This is a genomic window from Gordonia terrae (assembly GCF_051789125.1).
GTDB classification, from domain to species: Bacteria; Actinomycetota; Actinomycetes; order Mycobacteriales; family Mycobacteriaceae; genus Gordonia; species Gordonia terrae_A.
In genome coordinates this window covers 918,179-936,936 of the sequence record NZ_CP196526.1, presented here as the reverse complement: position 1 = coordinate 936,936, position 18,758 = coordinate 918,179, and the positions used below count along the sequence as shown (strand labels likewise).

Below are 18,758 nucleotides of genomic sequence, written 5' to 3'. Positions count from 1 at the left end.
CGAATCTGCGCACGATTTCCGTGAGCCGTTTCACATTAGGTGCGCTCTGTGGCACACTTCCTAATAGAAATAGCCACGTCAGGGCGATGCAGCCCGGAAACAGGAGCGACGGCATGTCCATTCCGAACGAGATCGCCGACGACGCCCCGTCAGCACCGAGCGCAATTCTCGATCGGTTGTCGCTCGTCCTCGACGCCTTCGACGGCCGGGACCGACTGAGCCTCGCCGAGATCGTGCTCCGGACCGGCCTGCCGCGATCCTCGGCGCACCGGATGCTCGAGCGGCTCGTCGCCCTGCGGTGGCTGAGCCGAGACGGCCGCAACTACAGCCTCGGTATCCGGCTCGTCGAACTGGGATCGTTGGCCGTTCACCAGGACCGTGTGCACGCCGCGTCGACCGAACACCTCCAGCAGCTGTATCGGACAACCGGCATGGTGGTGCACCTGGCCGTCCTGGACGGTGACGATGTCGTCTACCTGGACAAGATCGGCGGCCGGTTGGCGCCCCTTGTGCCCACCCGGATCGGGGGTCGCCGGGACGCACGCCGCTCCGCGCTGGGACGAGCCTTGCTCGCCTACAGCGGGCACCGGATTCCCGGCGCCGATCTGATTCTCGAACATGGAATCGCTTTCGAGCGCAACGAATCCGTCAGCGGTTTCGGTTGCATAGCCGCGCCGATCGGACCGATCGGCGAGGCGACCACAGCAGTCTCGGTGTGTGGGCCCCTGCGCGATCTGACCTTCGATTCGACGATGATCAACCCGGTGCGCCTGACCGCCGGCGCCATCTGGCGCAGCATGTGCGACGGAACGCGGGTCACCCCTACCCTGCAGCGCCGCAACCTGATGCGGTCGATGCCCACCGCGGCACGAGTGCTCGCCGAGGGGTGATCGCTCCGCCGCCCCGCGGCGCGACCCGTCAGCCGGGTTGTACGGAGTCGCTCGTTCCCGAATCGGCCGGGACGTCGCGCCATGCGCCGGGATTCCTCGGGATCGGGAGTCCCCGATCGTCGTGGTCGGCGGCTGAGTCGAACCGCGCCGCGGCGGAATCGATCTCCGCCAACAACTCCTGCGCGAGCTCGATCTCGGACTGATAATAACGCTGCGCCCACCGCAGGCTCATCTGGGAGAAGGCCCAGCCCGGTTCGGCCTCGGAGTGTTCGGCGTGCAGCGCAGCCCGGTCCGCGGTCTCGCGGAGATTGGCGATGTGGGCACGCACAACGTGTTTGAGTTCCTCGGGCGTCTGCAGATGACCCATGTACAGACGTAACATCACCCCGTGTTTCAGCACGGGGATCTCGACGTCGGCCGAACGAGACCAGTTGCGCAGCGCCTCGAGACCGGTGTCGGTGATTCCGTAGACGCGCCGTCCCCGGACACCTTCGTCGGACACCTTGCGCGACACGACCAGCGACTGATCCTCGAGCTTCTTCAGTTCGGCATACACCTGACTCACCGACGGGCTCCAGTAGAAGAAGCCGATACTCCAGTCCGCCCACTTCTTGAGATCATTGCCGGTCAATTCCTCGCCGAACGACAACATGCCCAGCACCGCCCAGCTCGTCGCCGGCAGATTCGGATGGGGATCGTCGCTCACCAGCCGAGACTATCAACGGGCTGCCCGTGAAACGGCGTTTGCTTTCCCGATCATCGGGAGCGCGGCTCGCCCGATCCGCTCACCTCCCGGCTACCGGGAAATAGACCAGCAGGTTGTCACCGGCCCGATAGCGTGATCGTCCATGAGCGACCGAACCATCTTCGTTGTCGATCAGGTCGTCCTCAAACCCGGTGCGGCACGCGACTTCGTCGACGCCTACCTCGATGAATACGCACCTGCCGCCACGCGCCGGGGATTGACCTTGGATCGGATTGTCGTCAGCCCACCGGTCTGGCTCGACGACGCCAGCAACACCGTGACCGCGACCTGGTCGGTACAGGGACCACGCGATTGGTGGCAGACCATGGTCGCCGCCCGGCACGACCCTGCTCCCGCACAATGGTGGACCGACAAGGCGCCGATGATCGTCGAGCGCTCCCGTTCCATGGCGGCCGATGTAGGCGACGTGGAAGGACTCTGCGATGTATGAGATCACCCGGCTGATCCACCTGACCGACCCCGACGACCCACGGGCACTGGACGCGATAGTCGACCGTGTGACCGCGGCCGCCTCGGCGACAGGTGCGCGCAGGACCCTTGTGTCGCCGACGCTGGCCGGAGTCCGCAACGGCGGAGACCTCGTCGTCCACCTACAGTTCGATTCCGAGGAGGAGTGGCGGCGGGGCCGCGCCGATGTCGAGTGGGCGACTTCGGGAGCATCGGTCGCTCGCGTCAACTCGGTCGAATATCACGGTGCGAACACCCGCCTGGCCGGGGATTCGGGCCGGCGGCAGCACAGCGAGGACGGGATCGTCTATCGCACTCTGCTCCTGCGGGTTGACGAGACGGCATCGGACCAAGAGATCGACGAGTTCGAACGTACGCTCCTGCGGATGCCGCGGTTCGTCACCTCGATGCGGGCGTGGCAGCTCAGCCACGTGGCAGAGGCGGGCGGTGACTCACGGTGGACGCACGTCTGGGAGCAAGAGTTCGCCGACATCGACGGGCTGCTCGGCGAATACATGGACCACCCTATCCACTGGGCGTCGGTGGATGCATTCTTCGACCCCGAGAACCCACGATGCATCGTGAGAGAACGTGTCTGCCACAGTTTCTGCACCGCCGACGAACCCGTGGTGCCAACAGCTGAGCTGGCCGGTTCGGTGGATTCCGCGCGGTAGAACGTCGAGACGAGCAGCGCCCCACGGGAGGTCCCGTGGGGCGCTCGCTGTCCGGTGCCGGAGGCCATCAGCGCGTCAGGAACGCGAGAACCGCTGACTCCCATGCCTTCTGCTGCTCGATCATGACCCAGTGGCCACAGTTGGGAAAGATGTGGACCTCGCCGAAGGGCAGGGTCCGCATCGGGATGATCGACATGTCCACGGGGCTGACCCGGTCGTCGCGCCCCCAGGTGATCAGGGTCGGCACCTGGAGCTTGCGCAGGTTTGCCCAGCCGGGTGTCGCGTCGGAGGTCCGCATCGCATCGGACATTCGTTGTAAGGCTGCCGTGCCGTACATCGCGCGCGAACTGGCCAGCGTGTCCGGGTCCGTCGCCTGCGCCCATCGCTCGTCGATCATCTCCTCGGTGATCAGCGAGCGGTCGTAGACCATCGAATTGAGCCAGGAGACCAACGATTCGCGGGTCGGGTTCTCGACGAACTCGCTGAGCCGGATGATGCCTTCGCCCGGTTGGGGGCCGTAGAGATTCGTCCCGGCACCGCCGACGGTAACCAGTCGCTCGACGCGAGCCGGATTATTCAACGCGAAGTCGGTGGCGATGAACCCGCCCATGGAGTTGCCGATCATGCGCACGCGGTCGAGGCCCAGCCCGTCGAGGAAGGCCGTGACCGCGGTCTGTGCGGACATCATCGGATGGGGAGTCCCGAAGCTGTCGCTGACCCCGAATCCCGGGAGCTCCAGCACGAATGTGCGGAACTGCGCGGCGAGCGCGGGGAGGTTCCCGCGGAAGTTCCGCCAGCCGGTGACTCCGGGACCCGATCCGTGGAGTAGGACAAGAGGCGGGCCGTCGCCGGCCTCGCGGTAGCGCAGAATACCGTGCTCGGTGGGCAGCTCGAGGAGTTCGGGTGTGGCCCGGGAATCTGCGCTCTGGGCGTCGGAGGTCGGGGTATCTGGGGTGCGGGTGTCTCCGTTGATCGTCATCTCACGAGCGTGCCACCGTCACGTCGAAACGATCGACACGGTTCCCGTTCACCGGCACACACCGGGAGCGGAGCGCTCGCGGACGATTCGAGGACGACGCCGGGCCTCAGTGCAACCGCGGAAGCTGTTCTGCCGTGGGCAGTTCCAGCACGGACTCGGTCAGTCGGTGGTCGACGACAGCCTGATCTATCGTCTGGCGCAGCTGCTCGCACTGGCGCGAATGCGATCCGAAGACGTCGGAATCCGCCAGCGCAGCGATGAAGGGACACTCCCGGGAATCGAAGGTCCATTCGACCGATGTGTGTGCCGCACTGAACTTCTCGACGCGCACGACCCGGTCGCAACCCCTGCAGTTCAACGGTGTCATCGTCACGGTGTTCCCCTGTTCTCCCTCAGCCCGCATGTGCCGCGGACAAGCGCCCGTACTGACCCCGGAAGAACAACAGCGGCGCCTGGTCGGAGGCGTGCAGGTGACGAACCCTGGCCACCACGATCGTGTGATCGCCCGCCTCGTGTTCGTTCTCGATCTCCGCTTCGATCCAGGCCAGGGTCCCGGTCAGCACCGGCGCGCCCGAGGGTGACGGGTCCCAGCTCAGGCCGCGGAACTTCTCGGTTCCACGCGCGGCCAACTGACGACAGATGTGCTCTTGCGACTCCGCGAGGATGTTGATGGTGAACCGTCCCGACGCTCGGACGAGAGGCCACGATGAGCTCGTCTGCGCGACGCAGAACGCGACCAGGGGCGGGTGCAGCGAGACGGAGGTGAACGAATTTGCGGCCAGACCGGTGGGCTCCCCGGTTGCCGGGTGCACGCCGGTCACCGCGACCACACCGGTCGCGAAGTGGCCGAGCACCCGACGCATGAGCTGCCCGTCGACCTCTGGCAGGCCCGCCCCGCCGTCGGTGTTCGTGCGTACCGCCTGATCCGGAACTGATGCCATCACATCCATCTCCTCGTCGACACCGCTGTGATGGCGACCATAGTTCCCGCGATCGTCATCCGCGCCCTGATTCCCGTTGGCCGGGACGGACAGGCGAGCCGCCGAGATCCCTCGACTCTCAAGCCCGTCCCACTGGTCAGGAACCCGTCTTGGCCCGACCTTCGCGCCCTCGTAGCTTTACCCGGAGCCCTCCTCTGCGGAGGACCGTCCCCGGGGACAAAAGTCCTGTCCGCCAGGGGAACAGAAACAACAATGAGCAGTCACGTGGTCGGGACCGAGAGGAAACAATGGGAACGCTCGATGGCAAAGTAGCCTTCATCACCGGCGCCGCACGAGGACAGGGCCGCAGTCACGCGATCAAACTCGCGAGCGAGGGCGCCGACATCATCGCGATCGACCTCTGCTCGCAGATCTCCACTGTCGAGTACGCGATGTCGACACCGGACGATCTGGACATCACGATCAAGGAGGTCGAGGCGGCCGGCGGCAAGATCGTGGCCTCGCAAGGCGACGTCCGTGACCCGGAGGCGGTCTCGTCGGCACTCGCACGCGGCGAGGAGACCCTCGGACGGCGCGTCGACATCGTGCTCGCGAACGCGGGCATCATGCCGCTGGGCGTCAACGTGAACACCCATGAGGCATTCCTCGACGTGATCGACGTCAACCTCAACGGCGTCCACAACACGGTCGAGGCAGCTGTGCCGAGCCTCCTCGAGAACCAGGGCGGGTCGATCGTGATCACCAGCTCCAGCCAGGGCCTCAAGGGCACCGGTGGCATGGGTGGGGTGAACGCGGCCTACACCGCCGCCAAGCACGGCGTGGTCGGCCTGATGCGCAACTACGCTAATTGGCTTGGCCCGCAGAACATCCGGGTCAACACCATCCACCCCACGGGTGTGGCCACCCCGATGATCCAGAATCCGATCATCGAACAGTTCTACAGCGATCCGAACGCCGACTTCGACGCGGTCCGCAACATCATGCCGGTACCGTTCATCGATCCGATCGACGTGTCCAACGCGATCGCCTTCCTGGTCAGCGACGCCGGCAAGTACATCACCGGTGTAACCTTCCCCGTCGACGCGGGCTTCAACGCGCGCTGACACTCTGCACACGAGACGGGCCCCGATGACTGGTCATCGGGGCCCTTCTCGGTGTTCAGTTGTCAGTGAGCAGCTTTCGCCGGATCCGGCAGCCTCCCGGCGGCCGCGAGGGCGGCGATGTACCCGTAGACGAGTCCCTGACCGATCGTCGCACCCGCACCGGGATAGGTGGCGCCGAATGCGTTGGCAGCCGAGTTGCCGATCGCGTACAGACCGTCGATCACCGAACCGTCCTCGCGTAGAACCCGTGCGCGGTCGTCGGCACGCAACCCACCACAGGTTCCCAGATCACTCAACACGACGCGGACCGCGTAGAGCGAATCACGATGCAAGGCGCGCAAATTGGGGTTCGGTGTGACTGTCGGGTCGCCGTAGTACCGATCGTATGCACTCGAACCCCGGCCAAACGCGTGGTCGACACCCACCTGGGCGGCGGTGTTGAACGAATCGAACGTGTCCACGAAGCGGGACTCGTCGACCCCCATACGCACCGCCAGATCGCGCGGATCGTCCGCGGCGACCGCGATACCCTCGTCATACCACTTCTGGGGCAGCGGTTGCCGGGGGAACAAGCCGCCCGCCATGACATAGCTGTTCCGGTACTTCTGATCGAACACGAGCCACATCTCGCCGACCGGATCCCCGGCACGCTCGCGTTCAAGCACGCGCTGTCCGAAACTCATGTAGTCCACCGCTTCGTTGATGAACCGGCGGCCCGAGGCGTCCACGATGAACGAGCCCGGCAGGGACCTCTCGGCGAGCAGGACCGACGGCGACCCACCCGGGGCCGCCGCCACCGCGGGAAACCACCACGCCTGGTCCATCGACGCGAGGCCGGCTCCGAGCTCCTGGCCGATCTTGATGGCGTCGCCGGTGTTCGTCGTGGCCCCTAAGCTGACCCCGTCGATCAGCTGTTCGGACTGGAACTTGTGGCGCATCTCCATGTCGTGGTCGAATCCACCGGCGGCGAGGACAACACCTCTGCGGGCCCGCACAACGGTCTCGACACCGTTGCGTCGCACCACCGCACCCGTCACCCGGCCACCGTCGGAAAGCAGCCGGACCATCGGCGAGTCGGTCCACACCGGAATCCCGGCACGCACGACTCCGGCGAACAGACCCGCCGCCAGGGCTTGACCGCCGGCCACATACTCCTTCCTCAGAGCGAGTCCGCCGACGCCGATCGACAGCGCTTTGGCCACCCGCCACACCGCCTTGCGCGGCACCCTCGTCAGCAGGTTGAGCCACTTGTAGTCGGCACCGGTGACGGGCATGGGCAGCGGCGCTTCCATAAGACCCGGACGCAGTCGCGGTCGTTCGGACCCGAGCTGCGCCGCGTCGAACGGCTTGCATTCGCAGGTCCGACCGACCGCCGACCCACCCGGCAACTCCGGGTGGTAGTCCGAATAACCCGGTGCCCACATGAATTTCATGGGCGTTGTCCGCGAGAGCATGGCCACCGCCGCCGACCCGTGATCGAGGAAGGCGGTGCCGCGCTCGCGTGGCGCGGTGTCTCCGACGACCGAGGCCACATAGGTCGCGGCCACCTCGGTCGTGTCCTCGGGCTGCGCGCTCGTCAGCACCGGGTTGCCGGGGATCCAGAACGCCCCGCCCGAGCGGGCGGTCGAACCACCCACGTACTCCGACTTCTCGACGACCAGGGTGCTCAGACCCAGCTCGTGCGCGGCAAGCGCGGCGGCCATACCGGTACCGGCTCCGATGACCAGGAGGTCGACGGTGTGTGTCGAGGGTGCGCTCATCGGGCCGACTCCGCGGGCGCGCCGGTTCCGGAGACGAAGGTCATGTCCTCGGCATCCGGTTCACGCATCATCGTCCAGTAGTCGACCAGGCGCCACGGGCACGGCACGATGGCCCGTCCGCTGCTGTTGCGGTAGTAGCTGTTGACCGGCCCGCCGGTGTGCACCCAGACCGTCTCGTCGAGGGCCTTGTCGACCTCGGCGTTGTACTCCTCGAGCACTTCCTGCCGCACATCCATCGATGCGTAGTCGTGCTCCAGCAGATACTGGAGGCACTCCACCACGTAGTGGACCTGTTCCTCACTCGTGATGTTGTGTCCGGCCCCGTGATTGGGCGCCGAGTTCGGACCCGAGGTCACGAAGAGGTTCGGGAAGCCGGACACCTGGACGCCCTTGTACGCGCGCGGGTCCTCGCCGCCCTTCCAGACATCGGCGAGCTTCTCGCCGTTCCGTCCGACGATGTCGATCTTCGTCGTGAAGTCGAGCGTGAAACCGGTGGCCAAGATGATCACATCCGCCGGGATGAACTCGCCCGTGGTGGTGTGCACACCCTCGGGGGTCACCCGCTCGAACGAGGCGCGGTGTAACGACACATGGTCCCGCTTCAGTGCTGCATAGAAGCCGGGATCCTTGACGATCCGCTTGGCGTAGGGGCGGAAGTCCGGCGTCAACTTCTCGATGAGGTCGGGACGGTCCGGGAAGCTGTCCCGCAGATACTTCTGGGCGTTCTTCAGGACCATGTCGTTCTCGGCGGACGCGGAGAAGTGGCTGGCCGCCCACTCGGGGTCGACACGCGGCAAGCGGTAGAGGTTGTCCGAGGCGAACCAGTAGGAACGCAGGCGGAACCACTGGTTGTAGAACGGGAGATGTTCGAGCGCCCAGCGCTGTCCGGCAGGAACGTCGTGAACGACGGTGCGCTCGGGAACGATCCAGTGCGGGGTGCGGACGATCACGTCGAGGGCCGACACCTTGTCGACGATGCTCGCCACGACCTGGACCGACGTGCAACCGGTTCCCAAGACGATGACTCGCTTGCCGGTGACATCGAGGTCGGCATCCCACTCGGCGGTGTGGACGACGCGACCGTCGAAAGTGTCCAGGCCCGGCACGTCGGGGATGTTGGCGGAGTTCAGCATCCCCAGCGCCAAGATGACGGCCTTGGCCCGGTGATGCTCGACGGCGCCGGCGCGGTCGCGGGTCACGACCTCCCAGACCTGATCCTCCTCAGACCACGTCATGGACTGCACCGAGGTCTTCAGCCGAATATGTTCGCGGAGCTCATGCTTGGCGACCACGTCGAGCAGATACTGCTGGTATTCGGGGCCCGTCGGGTAGTACCGGGACCAGTTCGGGTTCAGTTCGAACGAATAGGAGTAGTAGTGGCTCGGCGTGTCGACGGCCGCGCCCGGGTAGGTGTTGCGGGTCCAGGTGCCGCCGATCTCGTCTCTGGATTCGAAGACCGTGTACGAGAAGCCCGCCTGGCCCAACTTGATCGCGGCGTTGATACCGGTGATACCGGCGCCGACGACGATCACCTCGAAGTCGGTCGGCGGCGTCGCGGTCACCGGCACATACCGCTCGTCGGTGACGAAACCGGCCTGTTCGCGCAGCAGCGGGATGAACTCCTCGTCGACCTCCTGCGAGGTGGCCACCCGGGCCATCGCGCTGAAGAGGTCGGGCGCAGGTACTTCCAGCTGCGCAACGAGATCGGAGCCGGTGAGGATCTCCAGCGCCCGGGCCCGGACGTCGTCGACCACGTCCTGCGGATACTGCCCGGCAGGTAGGGCGCCCGGCGTCGGGGTGCCGTAGTGCGTTCCGGGACGGGAGTATTCGAGCCTGGCTCCGAACTCGTCGAGAAGTGCGGTGTCCCCGGTGAGATGGACGAGTGACATGAGCAGCGGCGCGGGGTCGCACTCGGTGAGGATCTCGCGGAGAGCGTCCGGATCGACACGGGCCCCGTCGGATGTTCCGTCGGATTGAACCCCTGCGGAGATGGTCTCGGTCATGATTTGCCTTCCGGGAGCGGCACACCCATGCGGGTGAGCATGTCTCGTGGGTCTGGTGGTGGGAGAAGGTCCAGGAGCTGGCGGCCACGACGATGGGCCGCCGCCGCGCACATCTCGTCGTCGGAGTGAATCCAGAACTCGCCCTCGGCGATCTGCTCGATCATGTGCTCGGCGGCATCGAGCGGATCGAGGCCCTTGGCCACGTTGTCGCGCTGCATGGCATCGAAGACCGCGTTGGCGGTCGGGTTGTCGGTCGGCGCCTCCCGCTGAGCCGCGAGGAAGATCTGACTTCGGACCGAGTGCGGGATGATCGCGCTCACTTGGATCGGGGCTCCCACGATCGACAGGTCCTGGTGCAGGCATTCGGTCATCGCCAGCACCGCGTGTTTGCTCACGATGTAGGGCCCCTGCACCGCAACTGCATTGAGTCCACCGACCGACGACATGTTGGCGATACACGCCGGCGATCCCGCCCCGAGCATCCGGGGGACGAAGGACCGGAGGCAGTAGAACACCCCGTCGACGTTGATCTGCATGAGTCGGCGCCAGCGTGCGTCGTCGATCTCCCAGAGCAGACCGGCCGATTCGATCCCCGCGTTGTTGATGAGCAGTTCGACGCTGCCGTGCCGGTCGAACACCGACTCGGCCAGCGCCTCGACCTCGTCGGGGTGACTGACGTCGACGCCCCGCCCTTCGGCCCGCCCACCGGCCGAGGAGATGTCGGCGGCCACCGCGGCAGCGCGATCGGCGTCGACGTCGGCGACGACCACCGTCATCCCGAGCGACGCCAGCCGGCGCGCGAGTCCCTCGCCGATACCCGCGGCCGCCCCGGTGACCACCGCCGTGCCGGTCGAAAAACGTTGTTGTGCAGCAGTACCCATCGTCGTGCTCACTCCTAGAGCCCGGTGGGGCGGATGTTGGGATTGCTCCACGACGGCGGCTCGCGGCGAGGTAACTCGTCGCGCCCGTCCAAGGTGCGGACAACAGTGTCGGTCGCCCACGGGTAGTGGAGACTGAACGCGATCAATCCGGTTCGTTCCGCCGCGGGTGTCGTACACATCTCCAGCACGGTTTGCGCGAGGTATTCGACGGGTTCGGTCTCGTAACCGTCGGGCAGCAGTGCCGCCGCACCGGGCGTCCGGATGGCAGTCGACGGACCGACGGCATTGACCGCGATGTTGTCGTCGAGCAATTCTGCGGCGAGCCCCTGGGTGAACCGGTGCTGCGCCGCCTTCGTCGCCGCGTAGATGACGTCGCCAGAGGTCTTGTTGTAGTCACGGAAGGGTCGGATCGGACTCATGCCGGTGGACGACCCGATGTTGACGATCCAGCCGGCGCCACTCTTCCGCATGTGCGGTATCGCTCTCTGTGACAGCAGGAAAGGAACCTTCAGATAGTGCTCGACGGTGCGGTCGAAGGTCTCCTCGCTCATGTTCTCGATGCTGCTGTAGTCGGCGAACCCCGCATTGTTCACCAGGATGTCGATGCCGCCGGCGGCCTCTGCCACAGCATCGACGAGGCCGTCACGGTCCACCGGGTTCTCCAGGTCGGCCGGGATCGCGATGGCGGTGCCGCCCGCTTCCTCGATCGCCTGGACGGTCTCGGCCAGCGACCCGGCGAGCACGTGGTTCTCACCGTTGCGCACCGACGGTGACGGCTTGGCCGACCGAGCTGTGACGACCACCGTCGCACCTTCCGACGCCAACCGGCGGGCGATCCCCCGGCCGATCCCGCGACTGCTGCCGGTGACCAGAGCGACCTTGCCCGTCAACCGCCGGCCCGCCACTTCTTGTGTCATGACCACCTCTACGCACTTCCTGTGTTCGACTTCACATCTCGCCCTATGCTCGGCGGTCCGCCGCGGCGGCGGGCCGTGCCGGTCCACTCAATGGGAGGGCTGGTTCGCTGTCTGCGCGAGGACGTCGCGCATCATCTGCCAGACTTTCTCCCGCGCAGGAGGTGTCAGCGACAACTGTGGAAAGGTCAAGAACCCGTGGAACAATCCGTCGAACCGGTGCTCGATGACCGGGACACCGGCCTCGCGCAGGCGGTGCGCATAGTCCTCTCCGGCCGAGCACGGCGGATCGAGTTCGGCCGTCGCCACCACCGCCGCCGGTAGCCCGGCGAGCGACGCCGCGCGCGTGGGAATGATCCGGGCGCTGTCACGCCCGTTCGGCGCGTACTGATCCCAGTACCATCGCATCGCCTTCGTGCTGTTGTAGTAACCGACTCCGTAGCGCCGATACGACTCGGTGTCGAGGTCGTCGTCGATGACCGGGTAGAGCAGGACCTGAGCGACGATCGCCGGGCCGCCCCGGTCGCGCGCAGCGATGCTCGCGGTAGCGACCAGGTTGCCGCCGGCGCTGTCGCCGGCGACCGCGATCCGGGCAGGGTCTCCTCCATAACCGGCGATGTTCTCGGCCGTCCAGCAGATCGCCCGGTACATGTCCTCCATCGCCGCCGGCGCCGGGTTCTCCGGCGCCAGACGGTAATCGACCGACACCACGACGGCGTCGACCTCGGCCGCCATAGCCCGGCAGAACTCGTCGTGGCTGTCGAGATCGCAGAACACGAAACCACCGCCATGCGCGAACACCACGACCGGCCGGGCATCATCTCGACGATCGTCGGAACGACCGTGCGGTACGTAGATTCGCACTCCGAGAAGGTCGCCATCGGGTCCGTCGATCGCGACGTCACGGGCGACCGCCATGTCGGGTTGTCGTGACAACGGCGCCCGCCGGGACACGATGATCTCACGCAGTTCGGCGGGATCGTGTTCGGTCACGTCCGGGAACCCGGCCTCCAGCGCCGACAGCATCGCCTCGACATCGGGATGTAGATCGGTCCTGCGTTCAGACATGCTGCAGCCCCTTCGTATTCACGAGATCGCGAAGCCCTTGTAACCGGCCTCCGCGACTTCGGCGCAGATTTTCCCGTAGTTGCCGAATCCACCGATGTAGGGCATGAACACGCGCGGCTTGCCCTCGATGTTCGCCCCCATGTACCACGAGTTCGCGGTGGGGAAGAGCGTCCCGGCAGCCTTGGCGTTACACTCCGCGACCCAACTGTCGACGGCTTCCTTCTCCGCCTCGATCGTCGCCGCGTTGTGTCCGTCGACATGGGCGATACACGCTGCGATCCAGTCGATGTGTTGCTCGGCGCCGAGCACCATGTTCGCCAGCACGCTCGGGCTTCCGGCACCGGTCACGAAGAACATGTTCGGGAACCCGTTGACGGCGAGACCGAGGTAGGTGCGCGGTCCGGCCGACCACTCCTCGACCATGGTCCGACCGGCCCGACCGCGAATGTCGATGCGGGACAGAGAACCGGTCATCGCGTCGAACCCGGTGGCGTAGACGAGCATGTCGAGCGGGTACTCCTGCTCGGTCGTACGCACCCCGCCGGGGGTGATCTCCTCGATCGGGGTGGCTCGCAGGTTCACCAGGGTCACGTTGTCGCGGTTGTAGGTCTCGAAGTAGCCGCTGTCGGTGACGATCCGCTTGGTTCCGATGGGGTGATCGGTGGGGATGAGCAGGTCGGCGACCGCCGGGTCCTTGACGATCTCCCGGATCTTCGCCTCGACGTACTCACGGGCGGTGTCGTTGGCCTCCCGGCTGATCGTCTGGTCCGGGAACGCCTTGGCGAACAGATAACCGCCGCGATGCCACCACTCGTCGTAGACGCGTTTGCGTTCGGCGTCGTCGACCTCCATCGCGCCCTTCGGGTACGGGGCGTTCGGGGTGCCGCCGCCACTCTCCCGGGACAACCGCCTGCGCTCGGCGTAATTCGCCTTGACGTCGGCGATCATGTCGTCGGTGAGTGGCCGATTGCCGGCGGGGATCGAATAGTTCGGGCTGCGCTGGAAGACCACCACCTGCTTCGCCGTCTCGGCGATCACCGGGATCGACTGGATACCGGATGACCCGGTGCCGATGACACCGACACGTTTGCCGGTGAAAACGACTTCGTGGTGCGGCCATTCGCCGGTGTGGTAGTTCTCGCCCTCGAAAAGGTCTCGTCCGGGGATGTCGGGCCGGTTGGTCGCGGAGAGCACCCCGGTCGCCATGACGACGAAGCGCGCCCTCGTGGTCAGGCCGGTGTCGGTGGAGATCGTCCACCGGGCGGAGTCCTCGTCGTACACGGTCGAGGTGACCCGGGTGAGGAAGTCGTAGTGCTTGCGCAGATCGAACCGGTCGGCGACGTGTTCGAGGTACGCCAGGATCTCGGACTGCGTGGCGAATCGTTCCGACCAGGTCCACTCCTGCTGCAGATCGTCGTCGAACGAGTACGAATAATCGATGCTCTCGACGTCACACCGCGCGCCCGGATAGCGATTGTGATACCACGTCCCGCCCACGCCCTCGGCTGACTCGAACCCATGGACGGTCAGGCCCTGTGCGCGGAGCTTGTACACCGCGTAGAGACCGGAGAGTCCCGCGCCGATGACCACCACATCGTGATCGAAGTCCCTGATCGTCACGATGCCACTTCCTCCTCTTGGGCCACTTCCTCGTCCTGGGCCGCTCTGCGTGCCGCCGCCTTCGCCTCGCGCGCCCACATCCACTCATGACCCCAGTAGCTGTCTGCGGTGATCTCTTCTGCGGTGTAGTAACTCTCGTCGACGAGCTTCCCGCCGGTGCCGTACTCGATGTCCCAACCACCCGGAACGCGAACGTAGAAGGACACCATCTTGTCGTTGGTGTGCCGCCCGAGCGTCGAGGACACCGGGAAGTCGCGCGACATCACCTGGTCGTAGGCGCGCCCGACGGCGTCGAGTTCGTCCACCTCCACCATGACGTGGATCAGACCGGGATCACGGCCCTCGAGACTCGGCATGATCGCCAGGCTGTGATGGCGCTGATTGATGCCGAGGAAGCGAATGCGCAACGGGCCGGCGCCGGGGGGCGACGGCATCCGGAAAGCGCCGCGCGGAAGGAAACCCAGCGTCTCGGTGTAGAAGAGGTAGGACTCGTCGAAGTTCGTGGTCGGCATGACCACGTGCCCCAGACCCTGCTGGCCCGTCACAAATTTCTGACCGTATTTCGTGATCACCGGGCTGTGATCGAGAGCAGGCCCGTGGAACATCTCCAGCGGCGTGCCGCCCGGATCCTTCAACGAGATGCCGGCTTCGATCTTGCGGGCGTCACAGAGGTCCTGCGACATCGGCGCGTACTCGATGCCCTCGGCGTCGAGCGTGGACATCAACCGCTGCAGGGAGAGGTGGTCACGGACCTCCCAACCCACCGCACTGACACGGTTGACATCGGCGTGCTCGACGGTGATCCGCGACGGCCGCTCGTCCATCCGGAAGTGCAGCGCGTCCTTCTCAGGACCCGAGCCGGGCGCGAAACCCAGTACGTCGTATCCCAATTCTCGCCAGCGATCGATATCGGTGGCCAACACCCGCACGTACCCCAGGCCTTTGATCTCAGTCATAACGTCCTGTCCTCGACTCGTCCGGATCAGATCAGAACTCGAAGCGGTCCGGCAGGGACCTCGACTCCGAGCGACGACAACGCCGATGCGTGATACGTCGTGCTGGTCACATGAATCGCATGGTGCAGACCAGCGTGGGCGTCGCGCCAGAAACGCTGTAGCGGATTGTCCATCCGAAGAGCGTTTCCGCCGGAACGATCGAACACGTCATCTGCGGCCCGCACGGCACGCCATGCCGAACGAACCTGGTTGCGTCGCACGGCTGCCCGGGTCTCGAAGTCGACGTCCCGCCCGGAATCGACGAGGTCCCAGACCCGATCGACGTTGCTCAACAGCTGTTGCCGGGCCGCATCGATCTCTGCGGCGGCTTCGCCCAGCGCGTGCAGGACGTAGGGGTCATCTTTGATCTTGGTGCCGTTTGCGTTCACTCGCTCGCGCTGGTAGTCGACTCCGGCGGCGAGCACGCCCTCGCAGATACCGATGGTCGCCGAGGTGATACCGAGTGGGAACATCGTCGACCACGGCATCTTGTACAGGGTCTCGGTGACGCCGTATTCCTTGGCCGCGGTGCCGTCGATGACTTCCCGCGACTTCATCACCCGGTAGTCCGGGATGAAGGCATCGGTCACCACGATGTCCTTGCTGCCGGTGCCGCGCAGACCGACGACGTCCCACGAGTCGTCGATGATCTCGTAGTCCGACCGCGGCAGGATGACGTGCAACCCGGTCGGGGGCATCAGGGGCTTGCCGTCGTCACCACCAACCATGGCGCCCAGGAAGATCCAGTCACAGTGGTCGGTTCCCGACGAGAACTGCCAACGGCCGGTCATGCGGTACCCGCCCTCGACCGGGATCGCGACGCCACCGGGCATGTACGGAGACGCCTGCCAGGTGTCGGAATCGCCGCCGAGGACCTCGTCCTGGACCTTCGGGTCGGCGAAGGCCAGCTGCCAGGGGTGCACACCGACGATGCCGCCGACCCAGCCGGCGGAGCCGTAGATGCTTCCCGTCTTCATCACGGTCTCGGCGAATTCTCTCGGATGGGCTTCGTACCCGTCGTATCTCTTGCGCTGCAGGAGCCGGATGATCCCGGACCGCTTGAGGCCCTTGGCGACATCGTCGGACAGGCGGCCGAGTTTCTCCGACTCCTCGGCGCCGGAACGCAATTCGTCAGCTCCGTCGATGATCTTGTCGAGGACTTCGTAGCTCATGGTGTTCTCCTGGTGGGTGTCTCGTCGACCGCAGGCGGTCAGGATGTCGACTCGGCGGAGGCGGACGTCAGGTTCGGCGCGAACGCGCTGCGCCCGGCTGCGAGATTGTCGTCCACCTCTGCCTGCCACGACTGCAGCGCGCGCTCGGTGTCGATCTCGTACTCGAAGCGGTTGACCATCTCCGGGGCCACGTCGTCGACGTCGACATAGAACTGCTCGTACCAGCGGCGGAGCTGGTAGACCGGACCGTCCTCCTCGCAGAGGAGCGGATTGTCGATCCGCGACTTGTTCTTCCAGATGTGCACGTCTTGCTCGAAGCCGATGGCGACACCCTTGGCCACCGCCTGGGCGATCTGCTCCGCCTGCTCGTCGGCGAGTCCGGCGGGCTTCTCGACGATGACGCCGTACTGAAGCCGGAACGAGGTCGCCGAGATCGGGTAGTGACAGTTGATGAGGTAGATGTTCGGCCCATCCTCGTGGTCCCGGCCGCCGCTCCACAGCTTGTCGATCATGTAGGACGGCCCGTAATAGGTAGCGTCCGACTGGCTTTCGGTGCTGTAGTTCGTGCTCTGACTGACCCCCGCCGCATCCGGACGTGGCCGTGTCCGCATCGACTGCGTCGCCGTGTGTCCCTCGAACACATTCCGGAAGTACGTCGGCATTCCGTAGTGGACGTAGAAGAAGTGCGCCATGTCGACGACGTTGTCGACGATCTCGCGACAGTGCGACCCGGTGACCTCGATCGAGTTCCAGACCCAGTCCGTCCACCCCGGATCGCCGTAGGTCGGGATCTCGGGGATCGCGAGCTCGGCCGGTGGCTTGCTGTTCTGTGGATCGTGCCAGACGAACAGCTGTCCGCTGACCACCGAGGTGTGCCAGGACCGGGTCCGGGCGATCGGCGGGACTCGCTTGGCGTACGGGATGGCCGCACACTTGCCGTCGCCGCGCCACCGCCAGTCGTGGAACGGGCAGGCGATGGTGTTGCCCTTGATGGTGCCCTGCGCCAGGTTTCCACCCATATGCCGGCAGAACGCATCGAGGACATTGATCGTGCCGTCTTCGCCTGCGAACACGACGAGTTCGGTACCGAACGCGGAGACCTGGTGAGGCTGGCCGTCGGCGAAGTCACGCACCAACCCGAGGCAGTGCCAGCCGCGCGCGAATCGCTCCGGCGGCGCTCCGGCATCGATGACCCTTACCTCGTCGTTGATTTCGGTGGTGGAACTCACTGGGCCTCCTGATCGGATTCTCGCGACATCCGTCGCTGCATCGCGGTGTGCTCAGCTTGGCAACGGAAGGCCCACTTGTGACGTGCGTCTCCCATCGAATGGGAAGCCGATTCAGAACCCGGGCGGCCGGTTTCAGTATTCGATCTCGATGGCGTCGCTGACCGGCTCGGCCTGACACGCGAGGACATACCCCTCCGCCACGTCTTCTTCGGCCAGGATTTCGTTGTGCGCCATGGTCACCTCCCCCGATTTCAGGACGCATACACACGCGCTGCAGGCGCCCTCCCGACACGAGTAGGGCGCGTCCAGGCCGGCCGCGAGCAGCGCGTCGAGCAGCTTCTGCCGTGCCTTCCATTCGACCGTGCGCCGTTCGCCGTCGAGATCCACCTCGACCGCGCAGACAACCTCACCGGCGTCGGAGCCGGTGGTCTCGTACGACTCGACGTTGTCGAACGGATTGCCGTGCAACGACAGGAATCGCTCGGTGTGGACGTGGTCATGTGAGAAGCCGACCTCCGCACACACGTCCACGGTGAGATCCATCAGCGGGGTGGGTCCACAGACGTAGACGTTGCGATCGGTCATCGGCCGCAACAACGCAGACAGCCCCTCCCGGGTCGGGTATCCCTGGACCGACTCCAGTATGTGGACCACGGTCAGTCGCGTGGCGAACCGCTCGGTCAGCGAACGAAGTTCGGCAGCGAAGATCACCGACTCCTCGTCGCGATTCGCGTAGACGAGGAAGACGTGACCGGGACCGCTGAAGAGCAGCGACTTGGCAATGGAGATGACCGGCGTGATGCCGCTGCCGCCGGCGACCAGCACCACAGGTTCCGTCAGCGAGCGCGGACCGAAGGTGCCTGCGGGCGGAAGGACCTCGAGCTCGTCCCCCACTTCGACGGTGTCACAGATCCAATTCGAGCCGTGCCCGCCGAGAACGCGCTTCACCGTGAGCTTCACGTGGGTGTCCGCGTGCGGTGAGCTTGCCAGCGAGTAACACCGCGCACTGCCGTTGCCGGCGTCGGGTACCCGAACCGTCAGGAATTGACCGGGGGCATAGTCGAATTCGTCGGCGTCCTCGGGCCGGGGACGCACAACGATCGACCGGGCGTCGGCGGTTTCGTCGATGACCTCGACCACGCGGACACGTCGACCACGACCTCCTTCGGCGGTCGCTCCGACTGCCGGCAGCGTCACCACATCGGCGTCGGCGATCGCGTCGCTGGACATGAGCCTCCTCATCGGTTCTCGTGCGGGATCGCGGCCGCATTCTCGCGCGAACCGTCCGTGACCACGCGGACATTCCGCGAAGGATA

General features: G+C 65.7%; 18 protein-coding genes. 4 read left to right on the top strand and 14 right to left on the bottom strand.

The window, feature by feature from the left end; genetic code table 11:
* Positions 1-113 precede the first annotated feature (113 nt).
* The gene (locus ACSUZC_RS04280) at positions 114-890 is read left to right on the top strand and encodes an IclR family transcriptional regulator (RefSeq protein WP_388053839.1); all 777 of its coding nucleotides are present in this window, start codon (positions 114-116) and stop codon (positions 888-890) included.
* Positions 891-918: 28 nt separating this feature from the next.
* Here ACSUZC_RS04280 and ACSUZC_RS04275 read toward each other — a convergent pair whose 3' ends face one another.
* Positions 919-1,542 carry a PadR family transcriptional regulator gene (locus ACSUZC_RS04275; RefSeq protein ID WP_439032987.1) on the bottom strand — a complete coding sequence of 208 codons (624 nt, stop codon included), beginning with the start codon at positions 1,540-1,542 and terminating at the stop codon, positions 919-921.
* 196 nt (positions 1,543-1,738) lie between these two features.
* Between ACSUZC_RS04275 and ACSUZC_RS04270 the strand changes: the two genes are divergently transcribed.
* Together ACSUZC_RS04270 and ACSUZC_RS04265 are read left to right on the top strand one after the other, a co-directional pair.
* Positions 1,739-2,086, top strand: a complete 348-nt coding sequence (locus ACSUZC_RS04270; protein WP_354560692.1) for a hypothetical protein — start codon at positions 1,739-1,741, stop codon at positions 2,084-2,086.
* A complete protein-coding gene (locus tag ACSUZC_RS04265; protein WP_388053837.1) occupies positions 2,079-2,777 on the top strand; it encodes a Dabb family protein in 699 nt (232 codons plus the stop codon). The genes ACSUZC_RS04270 and ACSUZC_RS04265 overlap by 8 nt, the downstream gene beginning before the upstream one ends.
* Positions 2,778-2,844: 67 nt before the next feature.
* Here the strand turns inward: ACSUZC_RS04265 and ACSUZC_RS04260 are convergent, their stop codons facing one another.
* The 3 genes from ACSUZC_RS04260 to ACSUZC_RS04250 all read right to left on the bottom strand — a co-directional run bounded on the left by ACSUZC_RS04260 (position 2,845) and on the right by ACSUZC_RS04250 (position 4,697).
* Entirely contained in the window at positions 2,845-3,756 is a 912-nt protein-coding gene (locus tag ACSUZC_RS04260) for an alpha/beta fold hydrolase (protein WP_388053835.1), read from the bottom strand.
* A gap of 106 nt (positions 3,757-3,862) precedes the next feature.
* A complete protein-coding gene (locus ACSUZC_RS04255) occupies positions 3,863-4,123 on the bottom strand; it encodes a hypothetical protein (RefSeq protein WP_388053833.1) in 261 nt (86 codons plus the stop codon).
* 25 nt (positions 4,124-4,148) lie between these two features.
* A complete protein-coding gene (locus ACSUZC_RS04250; RefSeq protein ID WP_388053831.1) occupies positions 4,149-4,697 on the bottom strand; it encodes a flavin reductase family protein in 549 nt (182 codons plus the stop codon).
* 287 nt (positions 4,698-4,984) lie between these two features.
* Between ACSUZC_RS04250 and ACSUZC_RS04245 the strand changes: the two genes are divergently transcribed.
* Positions 4,985-5,800, top strand: coding sequence for a mycofactocin-coupled SDR family oxidoreductase (locus ACSUZC_RS04245; protein WP_388053829.1), 816 nt, complete (start codon positions 4,985-4,987; stop codon positions 5,798-5,800).
* 62 nt (positions 5,801-5,862) lie between these two features.
* Here the strand turns inward: ACSUZC_RS04245 and ACSUZC_RS04240 are convergent, their stop codons facing one another.
* The 10 genes from ACSUZC_RS04240 to ACSUZC_RS04195 all read right to left on the bottom strand — a co-directional run bounded on the left by ACSUZC_RS04240 (position 5,863) and on the right by ACSUZC_RS04195 (position 18,672).
* Positions 5,863-7,560 (bottom strand): 3-ketosteroid-delta-1-dehydrogenase, encoded by a 1,698-nt coding sequence (locus ACSUZC_RS04240; protein ID WP_439031671.1) that lies wholly within the window; start codon positions 7,558-7,560, stop codon positions 5,863-5,865.
* Positions 7,557-9,563 carry a flavin-containing monooxygenase gene (locus ACSUZC_RS04235; protein ID WP_439031670.1) on the bottom strand — a complete coding sequence of 669 codons (2,007 nt, stop codon included), beginning with the start codon at positions 9,561-9,563 and terminating at the stop codon, positions 7,557-7,559. Before ACSUZC_RS04235 ends, ACSUZC_RS04240 begins: the two co-directional genes overlap by 4 nt.
* Positions 9,560-10,444 (bottom strand): SDR family NAD(P)-dependent oxidoreductase, encoded by an 885-nt coding sequence (locus ACSUZC_RS04230; protein ID WP_388053823.1) that lies wholly within the window; start codon positions 10,442-10,444, stop codon positions 9,560-9,562. Before ACSUZC_RS04230 ends, ACSUZC_RS04235 begins: the two co-directional genes overlap by 4 nt.
* Before the next feature lie 14 nt (positions 10,445-10,458).
* Positions 10,459-11,361, bottom strand: a complete 903-nt coding sequence (locus ACSUZC_RS04225; protein ID WP_439031669.1) for an SDR family NAD(P)-dependent oxidoreductase — start codon at positions 11,359-11,361, stop codon at positions 10,459-10,461.
* An 87-nt stretch (positions 11,362-11,448) separates the two neighbouring features.
* A complete protein-coding gene (locus ACSUZC_RS04220; RefSeq protein ID WP_439031668.1) occupies positions 11,449-12,426 on the bottom strand; it encodes an alpha/beta hydrolase in 978 nt (325 codons plus the stop codon).
* Between the two features lie 18 nt (positions 12,427-12,444).
* The gene (locus ACSUZC_RS04215) at positions 12,445-14,046 is read right to left on the bottom strand and encodes a flavin-containing monooxygenase (RefSeq protein ID WP_439031667.1); all 1,602 of its coding nucleotides are present in this window, start codon (positions 14,044-14,046) and stop codon (positions 12,445-12,447) included.
* Positions 14,043-15,002 carry a VOC family protein gene (locus ACSUZC_RS04210; protein WP_439031666.1) on the bottom strand — a complete coding sequence of 320 codons (960 nt, stop codon included), beginning with the start codon at positions 15,000-15,002 and terminating at the stop codon, positions 14,043-14,045. Before ACSUZC_RS04210 ends, ACSUZC_RS04215 begins: the two co-directional genes overlap by 4 nt.
* Before the next feature lie 26 nt (positions 15,003-15,028).
* A complete protein-coding gene (locus tag ACSUZC_RS04205) occupies positions 15,029-16,213 on the bottom strand; it encodes an acyl-CoA dehydrogenase family protein (RefSeq protein WP_439031665.1) in 1,185 nt (394 codons plus the stop codon).
* A gap of 38 nt (positions 16,214-16,251) precedes the next feature.
* A complete protein-coding gene (locus ACSUZC_RS04200; RefSeq protein ID WP_439031664.1) occupies positions 16,252-17,442 on the bottom strand; it encodes a Rieske 2Fe-2S domain-containing protein in 1,191 nt (396 codons plus the stop codon).
* Between the two features lie 132 nt (positions 17,443-17,574).
* Positions 17,575-18,672 carry a 2Fe-2S iron-sulfur cluster-binding protein gene (locus ACSUZC_RS04195; protein WP_439031663.1) on the bottom strand — a complete coding sequence of 366 codons (1,098 nt, stop codon included), beginning with the start codon at positions 18,670-18,672 and terminating at the stop codon, positions 17,575-17,577.
* Positions 18,673-18,758 lie beyond the last annotated feature (86 nt).